Genomic DNA, 14,303 nt, shown 5'->3' on the forward strand with positions numbered 1-14,303 from the left:
TCCCCCTGGGTTTTCTTTTTATTTAGATGTTTCGCTGACGGCCGTGACATTCCACGGACTGACCTCTTTGCCATTTTCAAGCACGAGCACGTAATTGCCGTTTGAATGCTTGACTGAATTGACTGGGCTTGTCTGATCCTTCCCGTCGCTGTCGCTGAATGTGACATTTTTGCCGATCCAGTTCACATACATCGTAAACGGATCTTGATTTTCTACAAATTTAGTCATCGTCGTATTCATATTCATCATTTGCTCCAATGAAGAAAATGTCGCCATCTGGCTGATGAACTCTTTGTCATCAACCGGATTTAGCGGATCCTGGTTTTGAACCTGTGTCATTAGGATCTTCAGAAATTCGTCTTTCCCTAAATTCGTGCTGCTGTTTACGGCGGCGGTGCTCTTCGTATTAGAAGCGCCCGCTGCGGCATAATCCGAGTTTACAGATGTCAACTATTCTTCCTCCATTTCATTGAGAGAAAGCTCCTCCAGCATATCTCCGAATTCACCTGTCTGCTGCTGGTTTTTCTGCTCTCTCTGTCCCTGCTGCTGCTGTTTATTGTGATCGGCTGTCTGACCGTAAACCGGCTGCTGATCCCCGCTTTGAAGCGGGACGGTAAAACGGTCGATTTGGACCGACATATTCGGAAGCGACTGTTTCAGCTGAGGAAGATGCTGTTCCAGCAGCTCTTTCGCAGACTGGCTTGATGCGATTATTTTGCTTTGAAACATCCCGTTTTCGTTTGTCACCTTAATCGTGACAAAACCGAGGTTCTCAGGATTAAGACGAATCGTAAAGCTTCCGGTCGTTTTCCCGAAAGGCGTGTATTTCATCTGTTTCCAGCCGCTGATGACCTGGTCTGTTAACGGTTTATTTTCTGCCGGCGGCTGTTCGGCTCCTGCGGACGCTTGCTGAATGCCGGCAAGACTTCTCGTTCCCGAAAACAGTATATGCTCGGACAATTTGCTGTCAGATGCTTTCACTTGAGAAATCGTGCCGCTGTTTTGCTGTTCCGTTTTCCCGGCTGACTCTTGGGATGATTCAGATGATTGAGATAACACAAAAGCTTTCAGCTCAGTTTCAGCCATATTCCATTCCTTTGTTCCTTTTTGAGAAAGGCCCGCAAGCTGCTCAGCGACGCTTTGAAAGCTCTTCAGCTCAGCGGCCGACATAGAATAAAGCTTAGATGCAGATTCATTTTTCGGAAATAGCGTCTGCCGCAGGTCTTGAATCACGCGGTCCGGTACGCCTTGTTTTTTCAACGCCGCTAATAAACGGTCACCTTCCTGATAAACCGCCTTTGCCTGTGCGCTGTCCGGCTGATTCTCTTGATGCGCAAATAGCTGGGCTGCGGCTTCTTGAATGAAAAGGAGGCCCGTTTCAAGCGCGTCTCGCCCGGAATCCCCGTCATTAGCGGCGGGAGAACCCGGCTCAATCTTTTCAGGCTTCACATCATGACGTTTGCCGGCTAACATGTCTTCAACAGATTCAGCAAGCTGCTTCAATAAAGGAAGAGCGGTTTCAGCCGGTTGCTTTCCTTCAAGGGCTTTGACCGCCTCAAGCAGCTGTTTCAGCTGAAGTTCTTTATCTTCCGGGCCGGCTTTCAGCCAATCACCGATTTTCGAGAGAGCATCATTAAGCTCTGCATCACTTGTTTTTGCCTCATCTCCGGGCTTCTGTTGAGAAGTGATTTCCGACAGAAGCCGGTTCTGAAATAGGCCTAAGCTGTTTACATTCATCTTCACATTGCTGTTTTGCGCAGTCTGCGTGCGATTCCCCGTTATTTCAAGCAGCTTCAACTTACATCACTCCTTATTTCCGTCAGCGGATAGTTTTTCTGTATATTTAGCCGCTTGTTCAGGAGTCATTTTCGTCAAGATTTCAGCAAGCTGCTTTTTACTTAGTCCGTTTAAAATATCGAGGGCATCTTTTTCTTTCAGCTTTGCGATAATGCTTGCCGCTTTACCGCTGTCCATACTTTTATAGATATTGATCATTTTATCTTTTCCCGCTGAACCCGAAGCGTCTTTTTTCATTTCATCCGTTTTCTGCTGCTGTTCCGTTTTCTGCTGCTGTTCAGCTTCCTGTTTCAATGAACGGATTTTCTGGTTCAGATTGTCGATTTCGGATTTGCTTGTGTCCAAATCTTTATTTAAAATGTTGATTTCACTTTTTTGTTCCTTTATGGTCTTTTCAAGAGAAGCCGTTCGGTCTTCCTTCTGCTTTTCCGCTGCGCTTTTTGTTTCTTTCGTTTCGGGAACCAATTCTTTTAAAACAGGCGTTTTTGCGGCTGTTTCCTGAATCGGCTTCATCACATCTACGCCGGCAGCCCAAAGGACGATGCTTGCGACGATGATCAAAAAAACCAGCGGGATAATGATAAAAAGCAGGATTGAACCGAACTTTCCAGATCCCTTTTCTTTATCGGCCATTTTATTCGCTCCTAATGCCCCTGAATCATAAACTGCTTGATTGAAATATCGTCCATTTCCCTCATTTCTGCAGCTTTGTCTTCAAGAGCAAACATATTAAATTGTTTTTCCCGCATTTTTTCAAATTTCTTTACTTCAATGTTTTTTTCGGTGAGCTGTTCCTGCTTCTCATTCATTTCATTTCGTTTCATAATGACAAGTTTTTGATAATGATAGATGGTGTTCTCAAGATTGGAGACAAATTGCTGATAATGTCTCATTTCCTGAACGCTCATCCCGCATTTCAGCTTTGATTCTTTGTCTTTTTCGAGCGATTCTTTTTTGCTCATATTTTCATATAGTTTTTCAGCCACTGTTTCAAATTCAGAAACCGATTGTCTGTATTCAGACAATGTTTGGTCTTTTTCATTCTCTTTTAAGTCCAGCAGCTTTTGAAATCTGAATTGGTACGCCACGATGTTTATTCCTCTTTTCCTGTCATACTCGTCAATACCGCAATACTGTCTTCCAATTGAGCAGGTTCTTCAGTTCCTTGTTTTAAAAATTGAATGAGCTGCGGATAAAACTGAATCGCTTCATCAATTTCTCTCGATGACCCTCTTTTGTAAGCTCCGATATTAATGAGGTCTTCAGAGTTTTGATAAGTTGACAGAAGGTCGCGGAATTTGTTGGCCGCCTCTATATGCGCGGCGTCTGAAATATTAGACATAACCCTGCTGATGCTCTTCAGGATATTCACCGCCGGGAACTGCCCTTTGTTGGCAAGCGCCCGATCGAGAACGATATGCCCGTCTAATATACCGCGCACCGTATCGGCAATCGGTTCATTCATGTCGTCTCCGTCAACGAGAACCGTATAAAAAGCGGTTATCGTCCCTTGTTCATTCGCACCCGTTCTTTCCAGCAAACGGGGCAGAATAGCGAACACAGAAGGTGTATATCCTTTTGTTGTCGGCGGTTCCCCCGCTGCCAGCCCGATTTCACGCTGAGCCATCGCAACCCTCGTGACGGAGTCCATCATGAACATGACATTCCGGCCTTTATCACGGAAATATTCCGCAATGGCGGTCGCTGTATATGCCGCTTTCAAACGCATTAATGCAGGCTGATCAGAAGTCGCGACTACGACAATCGAGCGTTTCAAGCCTTCTTCGCCTAAATCCTTCTCAATGAATTCCCGCACCTCGCGCCCCCGTTCACCGACGAGTGCGATGATGTTTAGATCGGCTTCGGTCTGCTTTGCGATCATTCCCATCAAAGTGCTTTTTCCGACTCCGCTTCCGGCAAAAATTCCGATTCTCTGCCCTTTTCCTACTGTCAGCAGACTGTCAATCGACCTGACACCGACACCCATCTTTTCCCGTATCGGCGGCCGTTTCATCGGGTTTGGCGGCGGCTGTTCCGTCGAAACGGGAGACAATCCTTTAGGAAGCGCCCTGCCGTCAAGAGGCTCACCGAACGCATCAACAACCTGTCCGATTAAACCTGCGCCTACTTTGATACGGAGAGACTCGCCGGTAGCCTCCACAATGCTGCCCGGGGCAATGCTTGCCGCTTCCAGATAAGGCATTAACAGTATGTTTTCATCCTGGAAGCCTACAACCTCAGCTTTAATCGCTTTTTTTGAATGACCTTTCGGATAAATGAGACAAACATCTCCGATCGAGCTTTCGGGCCCTTTTGATTCAATCATCAGCCCGATAACACGTTTAACCTTACCGTAGCGTTTGTACGGATCCGCTGTTTCAATCGAGTCTATTAAATACTGTGTCTTCATTGCTCCGCTCCTGCCTCAAGCGCCGTTAAAAGCTTTTGCTTTAATTGCATCAGCTGGGTGTCTATTCCTGCATCCACCCGTCCGAACGGTGTTTCTATGGAGCACGTTCCCTTTGCAGCTTTTTCATCGGCATACAAGCTTAACCTGCATTCTTTGTACAACAGCTGCTGAATTTCATCCATATGCTGATGAACCGTCTCATAATATTCCGGGTCCACATAAATGGAAATGTCATCATAATCTTTCACTTCGGCTATTACCTGTTTGACTAACAGAAGAAAAGCTTCTTTATCATCACTTTTTTGCCGCCAAACTTTTTTAGCGAGCGCAACGGAAAGCTCAATGATTTCTTCCTCAGCGCTTTCCAGCTTTTCCTCGACTGACTGTCTGGCCATTTCCATAACGGCATTGGCCCGGCTGATGAGGTCTGCGTATTCGGCCTGAGCCTCAGCTTTTCCCAATGCCATGCCTTCGTTATATCCTTCTGCCTTTGCCTCTTCTATCAGTCTTTGTTTTTCATCCGCCCAGCGGCTTTTCTCTTCCTCAATCTGCCGGAGGGTGTACTCCAGCTGATTTTTCGCTTCTTCAGATACCCTGTCGGCTTCTGCTTTGGCAAAAGCCATGAGAACCTCAGGATTTTCTTCCTCCAGGCCGAGCTGGGGATGCGTTTTCCTGACTTCCTGCAAGGAAAGCTTGCGCCGTTTTTGTTCAGGAGAAAATGATGATTGCTGTTTAATGATATTAGACAATAATATCGTCTCCTCCGCCTCGCGCGATTACAATTTCACCGGCTTCTTCAAGCTTGCGGACGACGCCCACGATTCTTGATTGCGCCTCTTCCACATCACGCAAACGCACAGGCCCCATAATTTCCATTTCTTCTTTAAACGTTTCAACCATACGCTGTGACATATTGCTGAAGACGATCTCTTTGACTTCCTCGCTCGCAACCTTCAATGACAGCAGGAGGTCGTCATTTTCAACGTCTCTGATCACGCGCTGAATCGCACGGTTATCAAGGGTGACAATATCTTCAAAGACAAACATCCGTTTTTTGATTTCATCCGCCAATTCAGGGTCTTGTATTTCTAATGAATCAAGGATCGTTTTTTCAGTTCCTCTGTCTACGCCGTTTAACACTTCAACAACGGCTTCTATGCCGCCTGTCTGCGTATAATCCTGCGTAAAGGAGGAGGACAGCTTTTGTTCAAGGACCCGCTCCACTTCATTTATGATTTCAGGAGACGTCCTGTCCATAACCGCAATCCTTCTCGCCACCTCAGCCTGAACGTCCGGGTTCAGCTCAGACAAAATCTGTCCGGCCTGCACCGGGTCAAGGTAGGATAAAATCAGCGCCATCGTTTGCGGATGTTCTTGCTGAATGAAATTCAAAATCTGTTCGGGCTCCGCTTTTCTTGCGAAGTCAAACGGCTTTACCTGCAATGAAGAGGTCAGCCTGTTTAAAATGCTTACCGCTTTGTCTTCTCCGAGCGCTTTTTCAAGCACTTGGCGGGCGTAATTTAAACCGCCTTGAGAAATATAATCCTGAGCGATTGCGATATTATGAAATTCTTCAATGATTTCATCTTTTCTCTGATGATCGACGCTTCTGACTCCCGAAATCTCGAGAGTCAATCTTTCAATTTCTTCTTCAGACAAATGCTTGTACACAGAGGCTGATACATCAAGACCTAAGGAAATCATGAGGATGGCTGCTTTTTGTTTTCCTGTAAGCTTGTTCTGATCACGTTTCGCCATTTTCCATTCCCCCTAATCCTCGTCCAGCCAGCTTCGAAGCAATTTTGCAAAGTCTTCCGGTTTTTCTTTAGCCATTTTTTCAAGCTGTTTTCGTCTGACTGTTTCTTCCGTTTCATTTTTCTCTTCGTTGATATCAGGCAGTCGAACCGGCTCCGGCGCCGTTTCATATTCGTATTCTTCATATTCATCCTCTTGAGAGCGTTTCTTTCTGATGAGGAGAATAATAAGCAGAATAATGGCTGCAAGCAACACCCCGCCTGTAATATATACCCAGATCGGGAGACCCGAAGATTGTGCCGAATTTGTGTTCAGGCTTGTTTTTCCGTCAAACGGCTGTACGGATACAACGATTTTATTGTTGATATCATTGGCTGTCAGGTTTTGATTTTGCGTTTCATTTTTATCAAGGGACGTTCTGACAACCGTTCCTAAAATCTTCTGTATATCAGCCTGTCTCTGCGCTGATAATGAGGCGGCATTTTTCGGATTCGGCGGTTCCACCATGACCTGAATGCCTAAATCACGCACTTTATACGGGCTTTCTGCGATTTCTTTATGAATGCGGTTGACTTCATAGTTGATTTTATTGCTGCTTTTTTCGTAGTCTCCGCTGTTTGAACCGTCATTTGCCTGTTTATAGTTGGCGGTGTCATTGCTGCCCGTTCCGGCTGTTCCGCCGTTGGCCGCGCCATCGCCTTTATACGTTTCCGCAACTTTTTCGGCGCTTACCGCTATGCCTTCCATGTTATCTTTATCGACAGGCTCGACAATGTCTTCAGTGCGTTTTTCTTTCGTGAAGTCAACATCTGCCGTAACGGAAACCACGACTTTATCCTGTCCCATCATTGTGCCGAGCAGGGACTGAACATGTTTTTGAATATCCTTTTCGACCTGCGACTTAATACCTTGCTGAGAAGCATAACTGTCAGAAACGGACCCTGCGCCGCTGTCACTTTTGTCATAATATGTAGAATTTTGATCCATTATGACGATATTATCTTCTTTTAAGTTCGGGACGCTTTTCGAAACGAGATGGTACAGCCCGTTGATCTGGCTTTGATCAAGCGAGTAGCCCGGTTTAATCTGCAAAACGATCGATGCGGATGCTTCCGGCTGATCTTCCCCGACAAACACGGCTTCTTTCGGCATATTGATCATGACCTTCGAGCTTTTAATACCGTCCATTTCATTTATCAGGTTTGACAATTCAGTCTGAGTCGCCTCAACCTTTAAAACGTCAAACTCATTATCTGTCAGGCCGAAGCCCGCATTCTGTCCGAAAAACGAATAATCAATTGATCCCGTTTTCGGCAGGCCTTCCGCGGCAAGCTGGACTTTAAGCGAATCCACTTGGCTCTCAGGAACCTTAATGACCGTGCCGCCGTCAGCAAGTTCAGAAGACACCTTTTTCGTATCGAGCTCTTCTTTAATCTTCCCCGCTTCTTCCGCGGACAAGTCTTTATAAAGAGGCACCATCTTTTCAGACGAAGTAAAAATAATAACGACGATGAGTAAAATAATGAATGCGGCCAAGCCGCTTACCATGAGTATCTTCTGTGTTTTTGATCTGTTATTCCAAAACGCTGCCGTTTTGGTTTTCATTTGCGTTAGAGTACGATTCATGTTAACCCCCGGTCATTCCAGTCATTCTCTTTCATCTGACCACCACTACATCTGCATTCTCATGATTTCCTGATAGGCTTCCACGGCTTTATTGCGGAATTCGGTAGCGGCCGTCAGAGAAATATTTGCTTTTTGGGCAGCGATCATGACCTCGTCAAGGTTTACATCCTTTCCTGCAGCCAGTTCGTTCGTTATTTGGTCAGATTGCACTTGCGACTCATTTAACGAATCAATCGAGTTTTTTAAAAGCTCCGAAAAGCTTGTTTGATTTGAAGAATCAGTTTTTTGAGCTTGATTTAATTGATTCGTTACGTTTTGAGTGTTTTGGGTTTGTTGAAGCTGAAAAGGAGTAATAGCGTTAACCACTTACATCACCTTACTTTCCGATTTCTAAAGCCTTTAAAAGCATGCCTTTGGAGGCGTTCAATGCCGTCACGTTTGCTTCATATGATCTCGTGCTGCTGACAAGATCCACCATTTCCTTTAATGGGTCTACATTGGGTTTTTGTACATATCCGTCTTTATTCGCATCGGGATTTTCCGGATCGTAAACGAGATTAAAAGCGGATGGGTCTTCCGTAATCGAAGATACCTTTACACCATTTCCGGCGTTTCCGATTCCGTTCATCTTGGAATTTAAAAGGGACGAAAATGATTCGCCTCCGGATTGGAGAGAAACCAGCTTTCTTCTGTAAGGCACCCACTCGCCATTGACCTGCTTCGCTCTCGTTGTGTCCATATTGGCCAGGTTGGACGATACGACGTCCATCCGGACACGCTGTGCAGTTAAAGCAGACCCAGAAATATTTAAGCTTTGAAAGCCACTCATTATTTTCCTCCTGTCAAGACTGTTTTCAGGGAATTGAATTTGCCGCTCATTCTTTCAACCAAAGCCTGATAATTAATTTGGTTTTCGGCTAAATCTGTCATTTCTTTGTCGATATCGACATTGTTTCCGTTTTGCTGGTACGATGTATCACCGCTGGACACGATGGAATAATCGTCCCCCGAATCCGTAAAGTCAACGTGTCGATAGTCGGTTTTTACAGCCTCAAGATTGGATGTTTCCTGATCTAACAAATTTCGGAAAGAGACTTTTTTTGCCTTATAGTTCGGTGTATCTATATTGGCGATATTATTAGTTGAGACTTTTTGCTTAATGTCCGCTCTCCCCAAGGCATTCTCAAGATTTTGTATAGTTCCAGAAAATAAGTCCAAATCCACTTACCTCCATTTCAGATATTTTTCTCCTAAAAATCCTTGTCGAGAATTGTAAAACCATATGCTTATTGTAAGAAATAACAGGCTTAAAGTCTATGAAGTTGGGCTAAAAAAAAGTGCTCATTTGTATCTATTTTGCGCATAGGTATTAAGTCCTAGAGTATTTGGACTACAAGCATTTGATTAATATAAGACTGAAAATAGCCGAATTTCTGTATCTTCCCCATTTTTCACACAGCAAGATGGATTATCTCAAATCAGATACCAATAATCAACTTTAAACTGCAACTTTTCACCTATTGTCCATAAAAAAAGCAGGACCCCCGCTTTTAGGGATCCTGCTTTTGGATTAATGAGATTTTAGGTTTTCCAATTCAATAAGGAATTTGTTGTTCAGAACTTTAATGTAAGTCCCCTTCATTCCCAGTGATCTGGATTCAATAACGCCGGCGCTTTCGAGCTTTCTCAGCGCGTTAACGATGACTGAACGGGTAATGCCTACACGGTCGGCAATCTTACTTGCCACAAGTAAGCCTTCGTTTCCGTCAAGCTCTTCAAAGATATGCTCAATCGCTTCAAGTTCACTGTAAGACAAAGAACTGATCGCCATTTGAACAACTGCTTTGCTTCGCGCTTCTTCTTCGATCTCTTCTGCTTTTTCTCTTAAAATCTCCATTCCTACAACGGTTGCTCCGTATTCAGCAAGAATGAGATCATCATCTTCAAATTGATCCTGCAGACGGGACAGGATCAATGTGCCCAGGCGCTCTCCTCCGCCGATAATCGGCACAATCGTCGTTAAGCCTGCTTGGAACAGGTCTCTGTTTTCAACAGGGAAAGCCGTATATTCGCTGTTGATATCAAGGTTTGAAGACGTCTCCGGAACGTTGAAAAGGTTTTTCGTGTACTCTTCCGGGAACTGGCGGTCTTCAAGCATTTTTTTCATGCGGTCATTTTCGATCTGCTGATTAATAGAGTAGCCCAAAAGCTTTCCTCTGCGGCTGACGACGAAAATATTAGAATCAATGACGTCGCGAAGCGTTTCTGCCATTTCTTTAAAGTTTACGGGTTTGCCTGCCGCAGCCTGCAGCATGCTGTTAATAATTCGTGTTTTTTGTAGTAAAGCCATGTTAAATAATCCTCCTAGAATTCCTCTTATTAAATTTTCACAATATAAATTGACTTAGATCTTTGTTGTTTGCAATCGATCCGAGCTTTTCTTCAACGTATTGCGGCGTGATGGCGACTTTTTCCATCGTCACGTCCGGCGCTTCAAACGACAGGTCCTCCAAGAGACGTTCTAATATCGTGTGAAGCCTTCTTGCTCCGATGTTGTCCGTATCCTGATTCACATGATAAGCCACTTCGGCGATCTTACGAATAGCTTCGTCAGAAAATTCAAGAGATATACCTTCTGTCTGCAATAAAGCCTGATATTGTTTTAACAGCGCATTATCAGGTTCGACGAGAATTTTCACAAAATCATCCACCGTCAGCTTGCTCAGTTCTACACGAATCGGAAAGCGCCCCTGCAGCTCCGGAATCAGATCAGACGGTTTGGCCATATGGAATGCCCCGGCGGCTATAAACAGCACGTGGTCGGTTTTGACGGAGCCGTATTTCGTGACGACGGTCGAGCCTTCGACAATCGGAAGGATATCCCTTTGGACACCCTCTCTCGAGACATCGGCTGAGGAAGAAGCTCCTCCGTTTTTTGCGATTTTATCTATTTCATCAATAAAGATGATGCCGCCCTCTTCAGCTCTTAACACGGCCTCCTGGCTGACTTCATCCATATCGATTAATTTGCTCGCCTCTTCATTGGTCAGAATCTTTCTTGCCTCTCTGACCGTCATTTTGCGGCGTTTCTTCTTTTTAGGCATCAGATTGCTCAGCGCATCCTGCATATTCATGCCCATCTGCTCCATGCCGGAGCCTTGCAGCATGTCAAACATCGACGGCTGCTGCTCTTCCACCTCTACGGAGACGTAATGGTCTTCGAGCTCTCCCAATGCGAGCTGATGCGCCATGCGCTTTCTTTTCTCTTCAAGGCTCGCTTCTTCCTGCTGATCGCTTTCATCATCGCTTGACGGCTGGCTTCCTCCGAAAAGCATTTCAAACGGATTTTTCACACCCGCTTGTTTTTTCTTTCCCGGAACGAGAAGCCGCACAATGCGTTTGTTTGCATTTTCTTCAGCCTGTTCTTTCACTTCGCTGATTTTTTCTTCTTTAATGAGCCGCACGGATGTCTCAACAAGGTCTCTGACCATTGATTCGACATCTCTGCCTACATAGCCGACTTCTGTAAATTTTGTCGCTTCAATTTTTATAAATGGCGCACCGGTAAGCTTGGCGATCCGTCTGGCGATTTCTGTTTTCCCCACCCCTGTCGGACCCATCATCAGGATGTTTTTGGGAACGATCTCATCTCTCAGTTTTTCATCAAGAAGACTTCTGCGATAGCGGTTTCTTAATGCCACGGCGACAGCTTTTTTTGCATCCTGCTGTCCTACAATGTATTGATCCAACCGATCTACGATTTGTCTCGGTGTTAACGGTTTGTTTTCCATGAGCCTCAAGTCCTTTCTATTCAAGTTCTTCCAAAATGATCTGATCGTTTGTGTACACACAAATCTCGCCTGCGATTTTCAAAGCGGCTTTTGCAATTTCTTTGGCGGACAGGTTTTCTCCGGCATAAGTTTTCAGCGCTCTTCCTGCTGACAGGGCGTAGTTTCCGCCGGAGCCGATTGCCAAAACGCCGTCATCCGGCTCAATCACTTCACCTGTTCCCGATACGAGAAGCAAGGTATCCTGGTTCATGACAATCAGCATCGCTTCCAGCTTGCGCAGCACTTTATCGCTGCGCCATTCTTTCGCAAGCTCAACCGACGCACGTTTTAAATTGCCGTTGTATTCTTCAAGCTTCGCCTCAAACATTTCAAAAAGTGTGAAAGCGTCTGCAACAGATCCCGCGAAGCCGGCCAGAACCTTTCCGTTAAACAGCTTTCTCACTTTTCTCGCAGTATGTTTCATGACTACAGCCTGACCGAATGTGACCTGGCCGTCTCCTGACATAGCGCTTTTTCCTTTATGCTGGACGGCAAAAATCGTTGTCGCATGAAAAGATGACATGAGAAGGGCCTCCTTTTAATTTTCTTTAAAAGCTCTCGGATGGTGGGACATATATGTGTTTCTCAGCATTTCCTTCGATACATGCGTGTATATCTGCGTGGAAGACAGATTAGAATGGCCCAAAAGCTCCTGGACGCTTCTTAAGTCAGCCCCTTCATTCAGCAGATGGGTCGCAAACGTATGCCGAAGCATATGCGGGTGTATATGTAAAGTGCCGGATGCCTTTTTTACAAGCCCGCTTAAAATATACCGGATGCCTCTGGCGGTAAGCGGACCGCCTCTTTGATTGACAAACAGCAAATCATGAGGCTCTTTTGCTTTTTCAAGCAGGCACGGCCTTCCGCTATTGATATACAGCTCCAGCGCATCACGGGCATATGAGCCGAACGGGATGTAGCGCTGCTTCCTGCCTTTCCCGTGAACGAGCACCGTATCCATAGATAAGTCAAGATCGCCGACAGTGAGCGTACAGCACTCACTGACCCTCATTCCGGTCGCATATAGAAGCTCAAGCAAGGCCTGATCGCGCATCCCTGACGGCTTGCTTCTGTCTGAAACAGCGAATAGTTCCTCAAGTTCTTTTTCATAAAGAAACTTCGGAATCCGTTTCTCTTGTTTCGGCAGATGAACAAGCTGAAACGGATTCTCTTCAACAAGCTTTTCCCTCATCAAAAATTTATAGAAGCTTCTCAAAGCTGAAATCTTCTTGCTGATTGTTTTTCTTGACAGGCCTTTTTCATAAGCTTCTGTCAAAAATATTCTCACATCATGATATGCAGCTTCTTTCAATCCATTTATATTTTGAGCATGCAGAAACATCCCAAATTCTTCAATCGAATTAACATAATTCACAATAGTATATTGTGAATAATTTTTTTCAATTTGTAAATATTCAACGAATAACTTTAAAAAAAAGTTAACATTCTCCGCCATTATTATGACCTCCCTCTCCGAAGGGCTTTTAAATGGTATCATATAATGCATTGAAGTTGCAATGAAAAGCTATATCGTTTTCGAAATAGTTTGAATAGTCTCAATTGCGCGTTTAGCGTATTCTTCATTTCGTTCTTTTTTGTTTTTAATTTTAACAGGCAGTTCTTTTAACAGACCGAAGTTTGCGTTCATCGGCTGGAAGTTCTTCTGGTTCGTCGTCGTAATGTAATGAGCCATGCTTCCGATCGCCGTCTCCTGAGGGAATGTCACAAGGTCCTGACCGAGCACAAGTTTGGCCGCATTGATTCCCGCCACAAGGCCTGAAGCTGCAGATTCAACATAACCTTCTACGCCGGTCATTTGGCCCGCGAAAAACAGGTCGTTCCGCTGTTTAAATTGATATGTCGGGTTCAAGAGACTAGGCGAGTTGATAAATGTGTTTCTGTGCATGACGCCGTATCTGACAATGTCAACATTTTCAAGTCCGGGGATCAGTTTAAGCACTTCTTTTTGGTCTCCCCATTTTAAATGTGTCTGAAAACCTACAATATTATATAGCGTTCCCGCCGCGTCATCCTGTCTGAGCTGCACGACTGCATAAGGCCGCTTGCCTGTTTTAGGATCTTCCAGCCCGACCGGTTTCATCGGTCCGAACAGCATCGTTTTCTTGCCTCTTTTCGCCATGACTTCAATCGGCATGCAGCCTTCAAAGAAAATTTCTTTTTCAAATTCTTTTAACGGAACCGTCTCAGCCGTCGTCAGCGCTTCATAGAAACGGTCAAACTCTTCTTCTGTCATCGGGCAGTTTAAGTATGCCGCTTCTCCCTTGTCATAACGGGATTTTAAGTACACTTTATCCATATCAAGGCTGTCTTTTTCAACAATCGGCGCCGCCGCGTCATAAAAATACAGGTACTCTTCTCCGGTGAGTTCTTTCAGCTGCTGTGAAAGCGATTCTGACGTAAGCGGTCCGGTCGCAATAACTGTCGGACCTTCCGGAATTTCTGTTACTTCCTCAGTAAGTACCGTTACGTTCGGATGGTTTTTCACGAGATCCGTCACGCTTTGCGCAAATTCATGACGGTCAACGGCAAGCGCTCCCCCTGCCGGAACCGAACATTTATCAGCAGATTGAATGATTGCAGAGTCAAGCGCCCGCATTTCTTCCTTTAATACGCCTACCGCATTGGCAAGCGTATTTGAACGGAGGGAGTTGCTGCATACCAGTTCGGCAAATTTATCAGTATGATGGGCTGCCGTCTGCTTTACGGGCCGCATTTCATATAGTTTTACTCGAATTCCTCGTTTTGCAAGCTGCCATGCCGCTTCACTTCCGGCAAGGCCTGCTCCGATTACATTAACTGTTTGCTGGTTCATTTCTTTTCATCTCCTGTTGTTTGTTACTTCCACACAAAGAAGGTGAGCAAGG

The 14,303-nt window shown here is 45.1% G+C and carries 16 protein-coding genes; all 16 read right to left on the reverse strand.

Annotated elements, in window-relative coordinates; genetic code table 11:
• Positions 1-18: 18 nt before the first annotated feature.
• The 16 genes from flgD to trmFO all read right to left on the reverse strand — a co-directional run bounded on the left by flgD (position 19) and on the right by trmFO (position 14,251).
• Positions 19-450, reverse strand: a complete 432-nt coding sequence (gene flgD, locus ACXN9U_RS06445; RefSeq protein WP_047475006.1) for a flagellar hook assembly protein FlgD — start codon at positions 448-450, stop codon at positions 19-21.
• Positions 451-1,797, reverse strand: coding sequence for a flagellar hook-length control protein FliK (locus tag ACXN9U_RS06450; RefSeq protein ID WP_489202337.1), 1,347 nt, complete (start codon positions 1,795-1,797; stop codon positions 451-453). It abuts the gene before it with no gap.
• Positions 1,798-1,803: 6 nt separating this feature from the next.
• On the reverse strand, positions 1,804-2,430 hold the full coding sequence (locus ACXN9U_RS06455; protein WP_489202338.1) for a MotE family protein: 627 nt from the start codon (positions 2,428-2,430) through the stop codon (positions 1,804-1,806).
• Positions 2,431-2,441: 11 nt separating this feature from the next.
• Positions 2,442-2,885 (reverse strand): flagellar export protein FliJ, encoded by a 444-nt coding sequence (fliJ, locus tag ACXN9U_RS06460; RefSeq protein ID WP_489202339.1) that lies wholly within the window; start codon positions 2,883-2,885, stop codon positions 2,442-2,444.
• A 5-nt stretch (positions 2,886-2,890) separates the two neighbouring features.
• Positions 2,891-4,207, reverse strand: a complete 1,317-nt coding sequence (fliI, locus tag ACXN9U_RS06465) for a flagellar protein export ATPase FliI (protein WP_016936121.1) — start codon at positions 4,205-4,207, stop codon at positions 2,891-2,893.
• Positions 4,204-4,956 (reverse strand): flagellar assembly protein FliH, encoded by a 753-nt coding sequence (gene fliH / locus ACXN9U_RS06470; RefSeq protein WP_489202340.1) that lies wholly within the window; start codon positions 4,954-4,956, stop codon positions 4,204-4,206. The genes fliI and fliH overlap by 4 nt, the downstream gene beginning before the upstream one ends.
• A complete protein-coding gene (gene fliG, locus ACXN9U_RS06475) occupies positions 4,949-5,965 on the reverse strand; it encodes a flagellar motor switch protein FliG (RefSeq protein WP_003154256.1) in 1,017 nt (338 codons plus the stop codon). Before fliG ends, fliH begins: the two co-directional genes overlap by 8 nt.
• A 12-nt stretch (positions 5,966-5,977) precedes the next feature.
• Entirely contained in the window at positions 5,978-7,588 is a 1,611-nt protein-coding gene (gene fliF, locus ACXN9U_RS06480; protein WP_060962794.1) for a flagellar basal-body MS-ring/collar protein FliF, read from the reverse strand.
• A gap of 45 nt (positions 7,589-7,633) precedes the next feature.
• On the reverse strand, positions 7,634-7,954 hold the full coding sequence (fliE, locus tag ACXN9U_RS06485; RefSeq protein WP_060962795.1) for a flagellar hook-basal body complex protein FliE: 321 nt from the start codon (positions 7,952-7,954) through the stop codon (positions 7,634-7,636).
• 10 nt (positions 7,955-7,964) lie between these two features.
• Positions 7,965-8,417, reverse strand: a complete 453-nt coding sequence (flgC, locus tag ACXN9U_RS06490) for a flagellar basal body rod protein FlgC (protein WP_016936125.1) — start codon at positions 8,415-8,417, stop codon at positions 7,965-7,967.
• On the reverse strand, positions 8,417-8,806 hold the full coding sequence (gene flgB, locus ACXN9U_RS06495) for a flagellar basal body rod protein FlgB (RefSeq protein ID WP_489202341.1): 390 nt from the start codon (positions 8,804-8,806) through the stop codon (positions 8,417-8,419). The genes flgC and flgB overlap by 1 nt, the downstream gene beginning before the upstream one ends.
• Positions 8,807-9,158: 352 nt before the next feature.
• Positions 9,159-9,938: a GTP-sensing pleiotropic transcriptional regulator CodY gene (gene codY, locus ACXN9U_RS06500; protein ID WP_013352252.1), complete on the reverse strand. Its 780-nt coding sequence runs from the start codon at positions 9,936-9,938 to the stop codon at positions 9,159-9,161.
• Between the two features lie 37 nt (positions 9,939-9,975).
• A complete protein-coding gene (gene hslU / locus ACXN9U_RS06505; protein ID WP_060962796.1) occupies positions 9,976-11,379 on the reverse strand; it encodes an ATP-dependent protease ATPase subunit HslU in 1,404 nt (467 codons plus the stop codon).
• A 16-nt stretch (positions 11,380-11,395) separates the two neighbouring features.
• Positions 11,396-11,941 carry an ATP-dependent protease subunit HslV gene (gene hslV, locus ACXN9U_RS06510; protein WP_016936128.1) on the reverse strand — a complete coding sequence of 182 codons (546 nt, stop codon included), beginning with the start codon at positions 11,939-11,941 and terminating at the stop codon, positions 11,396-11,398.
• A 15-nt stretch (positions 11,942-11,956) separates the two neighbouring features.
• Positions 11,957-12,874 (reverse strand): tyrosine recombinase XerC, encoded by a 918-nt coding sequence (xerC, locus tag ACXN9U_RS06515; RefSeq protein ID WP_047475018.1) that lies wholly within the window; start codon positions 12,872-12,874, stop codon positions 11,957-11,959.
• 69 nt (positions 12,875-12,943) lie between these two features.
• A complete protein-coding gene (trmFO, locus tag ACXN9U_RS06520; RefSeq protein ID WP_489202342.1) occupies positions 12,944-14,251 on the reverse strand; it encodes an FADH(2)-oxidizing methylenetetrahydrofolate--tRNA-(uracil(54)-C(5))-methyltransferase TrmFO in 1,308 nt (435 codons plus the stop codon).
• Positions 14,252-14,303 lie beyond the last annotated feature (52 nt).

The sequence above is a fragment of the Bacillus sp. BACIII genome, assembly GCF_057836745.1.

Excerpts from the sequence above, each read along its gene's own strand:
- fliF (WP_060962794.1), bottom strand. The coding sequence starts at position 7,588 with ATGAATCGTACTCTAACGCAAATGAAAACCAAAACGGCAGCGTTTTGG.
- fliG (WP_003154256.1), bottom strand. The coding sequence starts at position 5,965 with ATGGCGAAACGTGATCAGAACAAGCTTACAGGAAAACAAAAAGCAGCC.
- ACXN9U_RS06455 (WP_489202338.1), bottom strand. The coding sequence starts at position 2,430 with ATGGCCGATAAAGAAAAGGGATCTGGAAAGTTCGGTTCAATCCTGCTT.
- codY (WP_013352252.1), bottom strand. The coding sequence starts at position 9,938 with ATGGCTTTACTACAAAAAACACGAATTATTAACAGCATGCTGCAGGCT.
- xerC (WP_047475018.1), bottom strand. The coding sequence starts at position 12,874 with ATGGCGGAGAATGTTAACTTTTTTTTAAAGTTATTCGTTGAATATTTA.
- hslV (WP_016936128.1), bottom strand. The coding sequence starts at position 11,941 with ATGTCATCTTTTCATGCGACAACGATTTTTGCCGTCCAGCATAAAGGA.
- hslU (WP_060962796.1), bottom strand. The coding sequence starts at position 11,379 with ATGGAAAACAAACCGTTAACACCGAGACAAATCGTAGATCGGTTGGAT.
- trmFO (WP_489202342.1), bottom strand. The coding sequence starts at position 14,251 with ATGAACCAGCAAACAGTTAATGTAATCGGAGCAGGCCTTGCCGGAAGT.
- flgC (WP_016936125.1), bottom strand. The coding sequence starts at position 8,417 with ATGAGTGGCTTTCAAAGCTTAAATATTTCTGGGTCTGCTTTAACTGCA.
- fliI (WP_016936121.1), bottom strand. The coding sequence starts at position 4,207 with ATGAAGACACAGTATTTAATAGACTCGATTGAAACAGCGGATCCGTAC.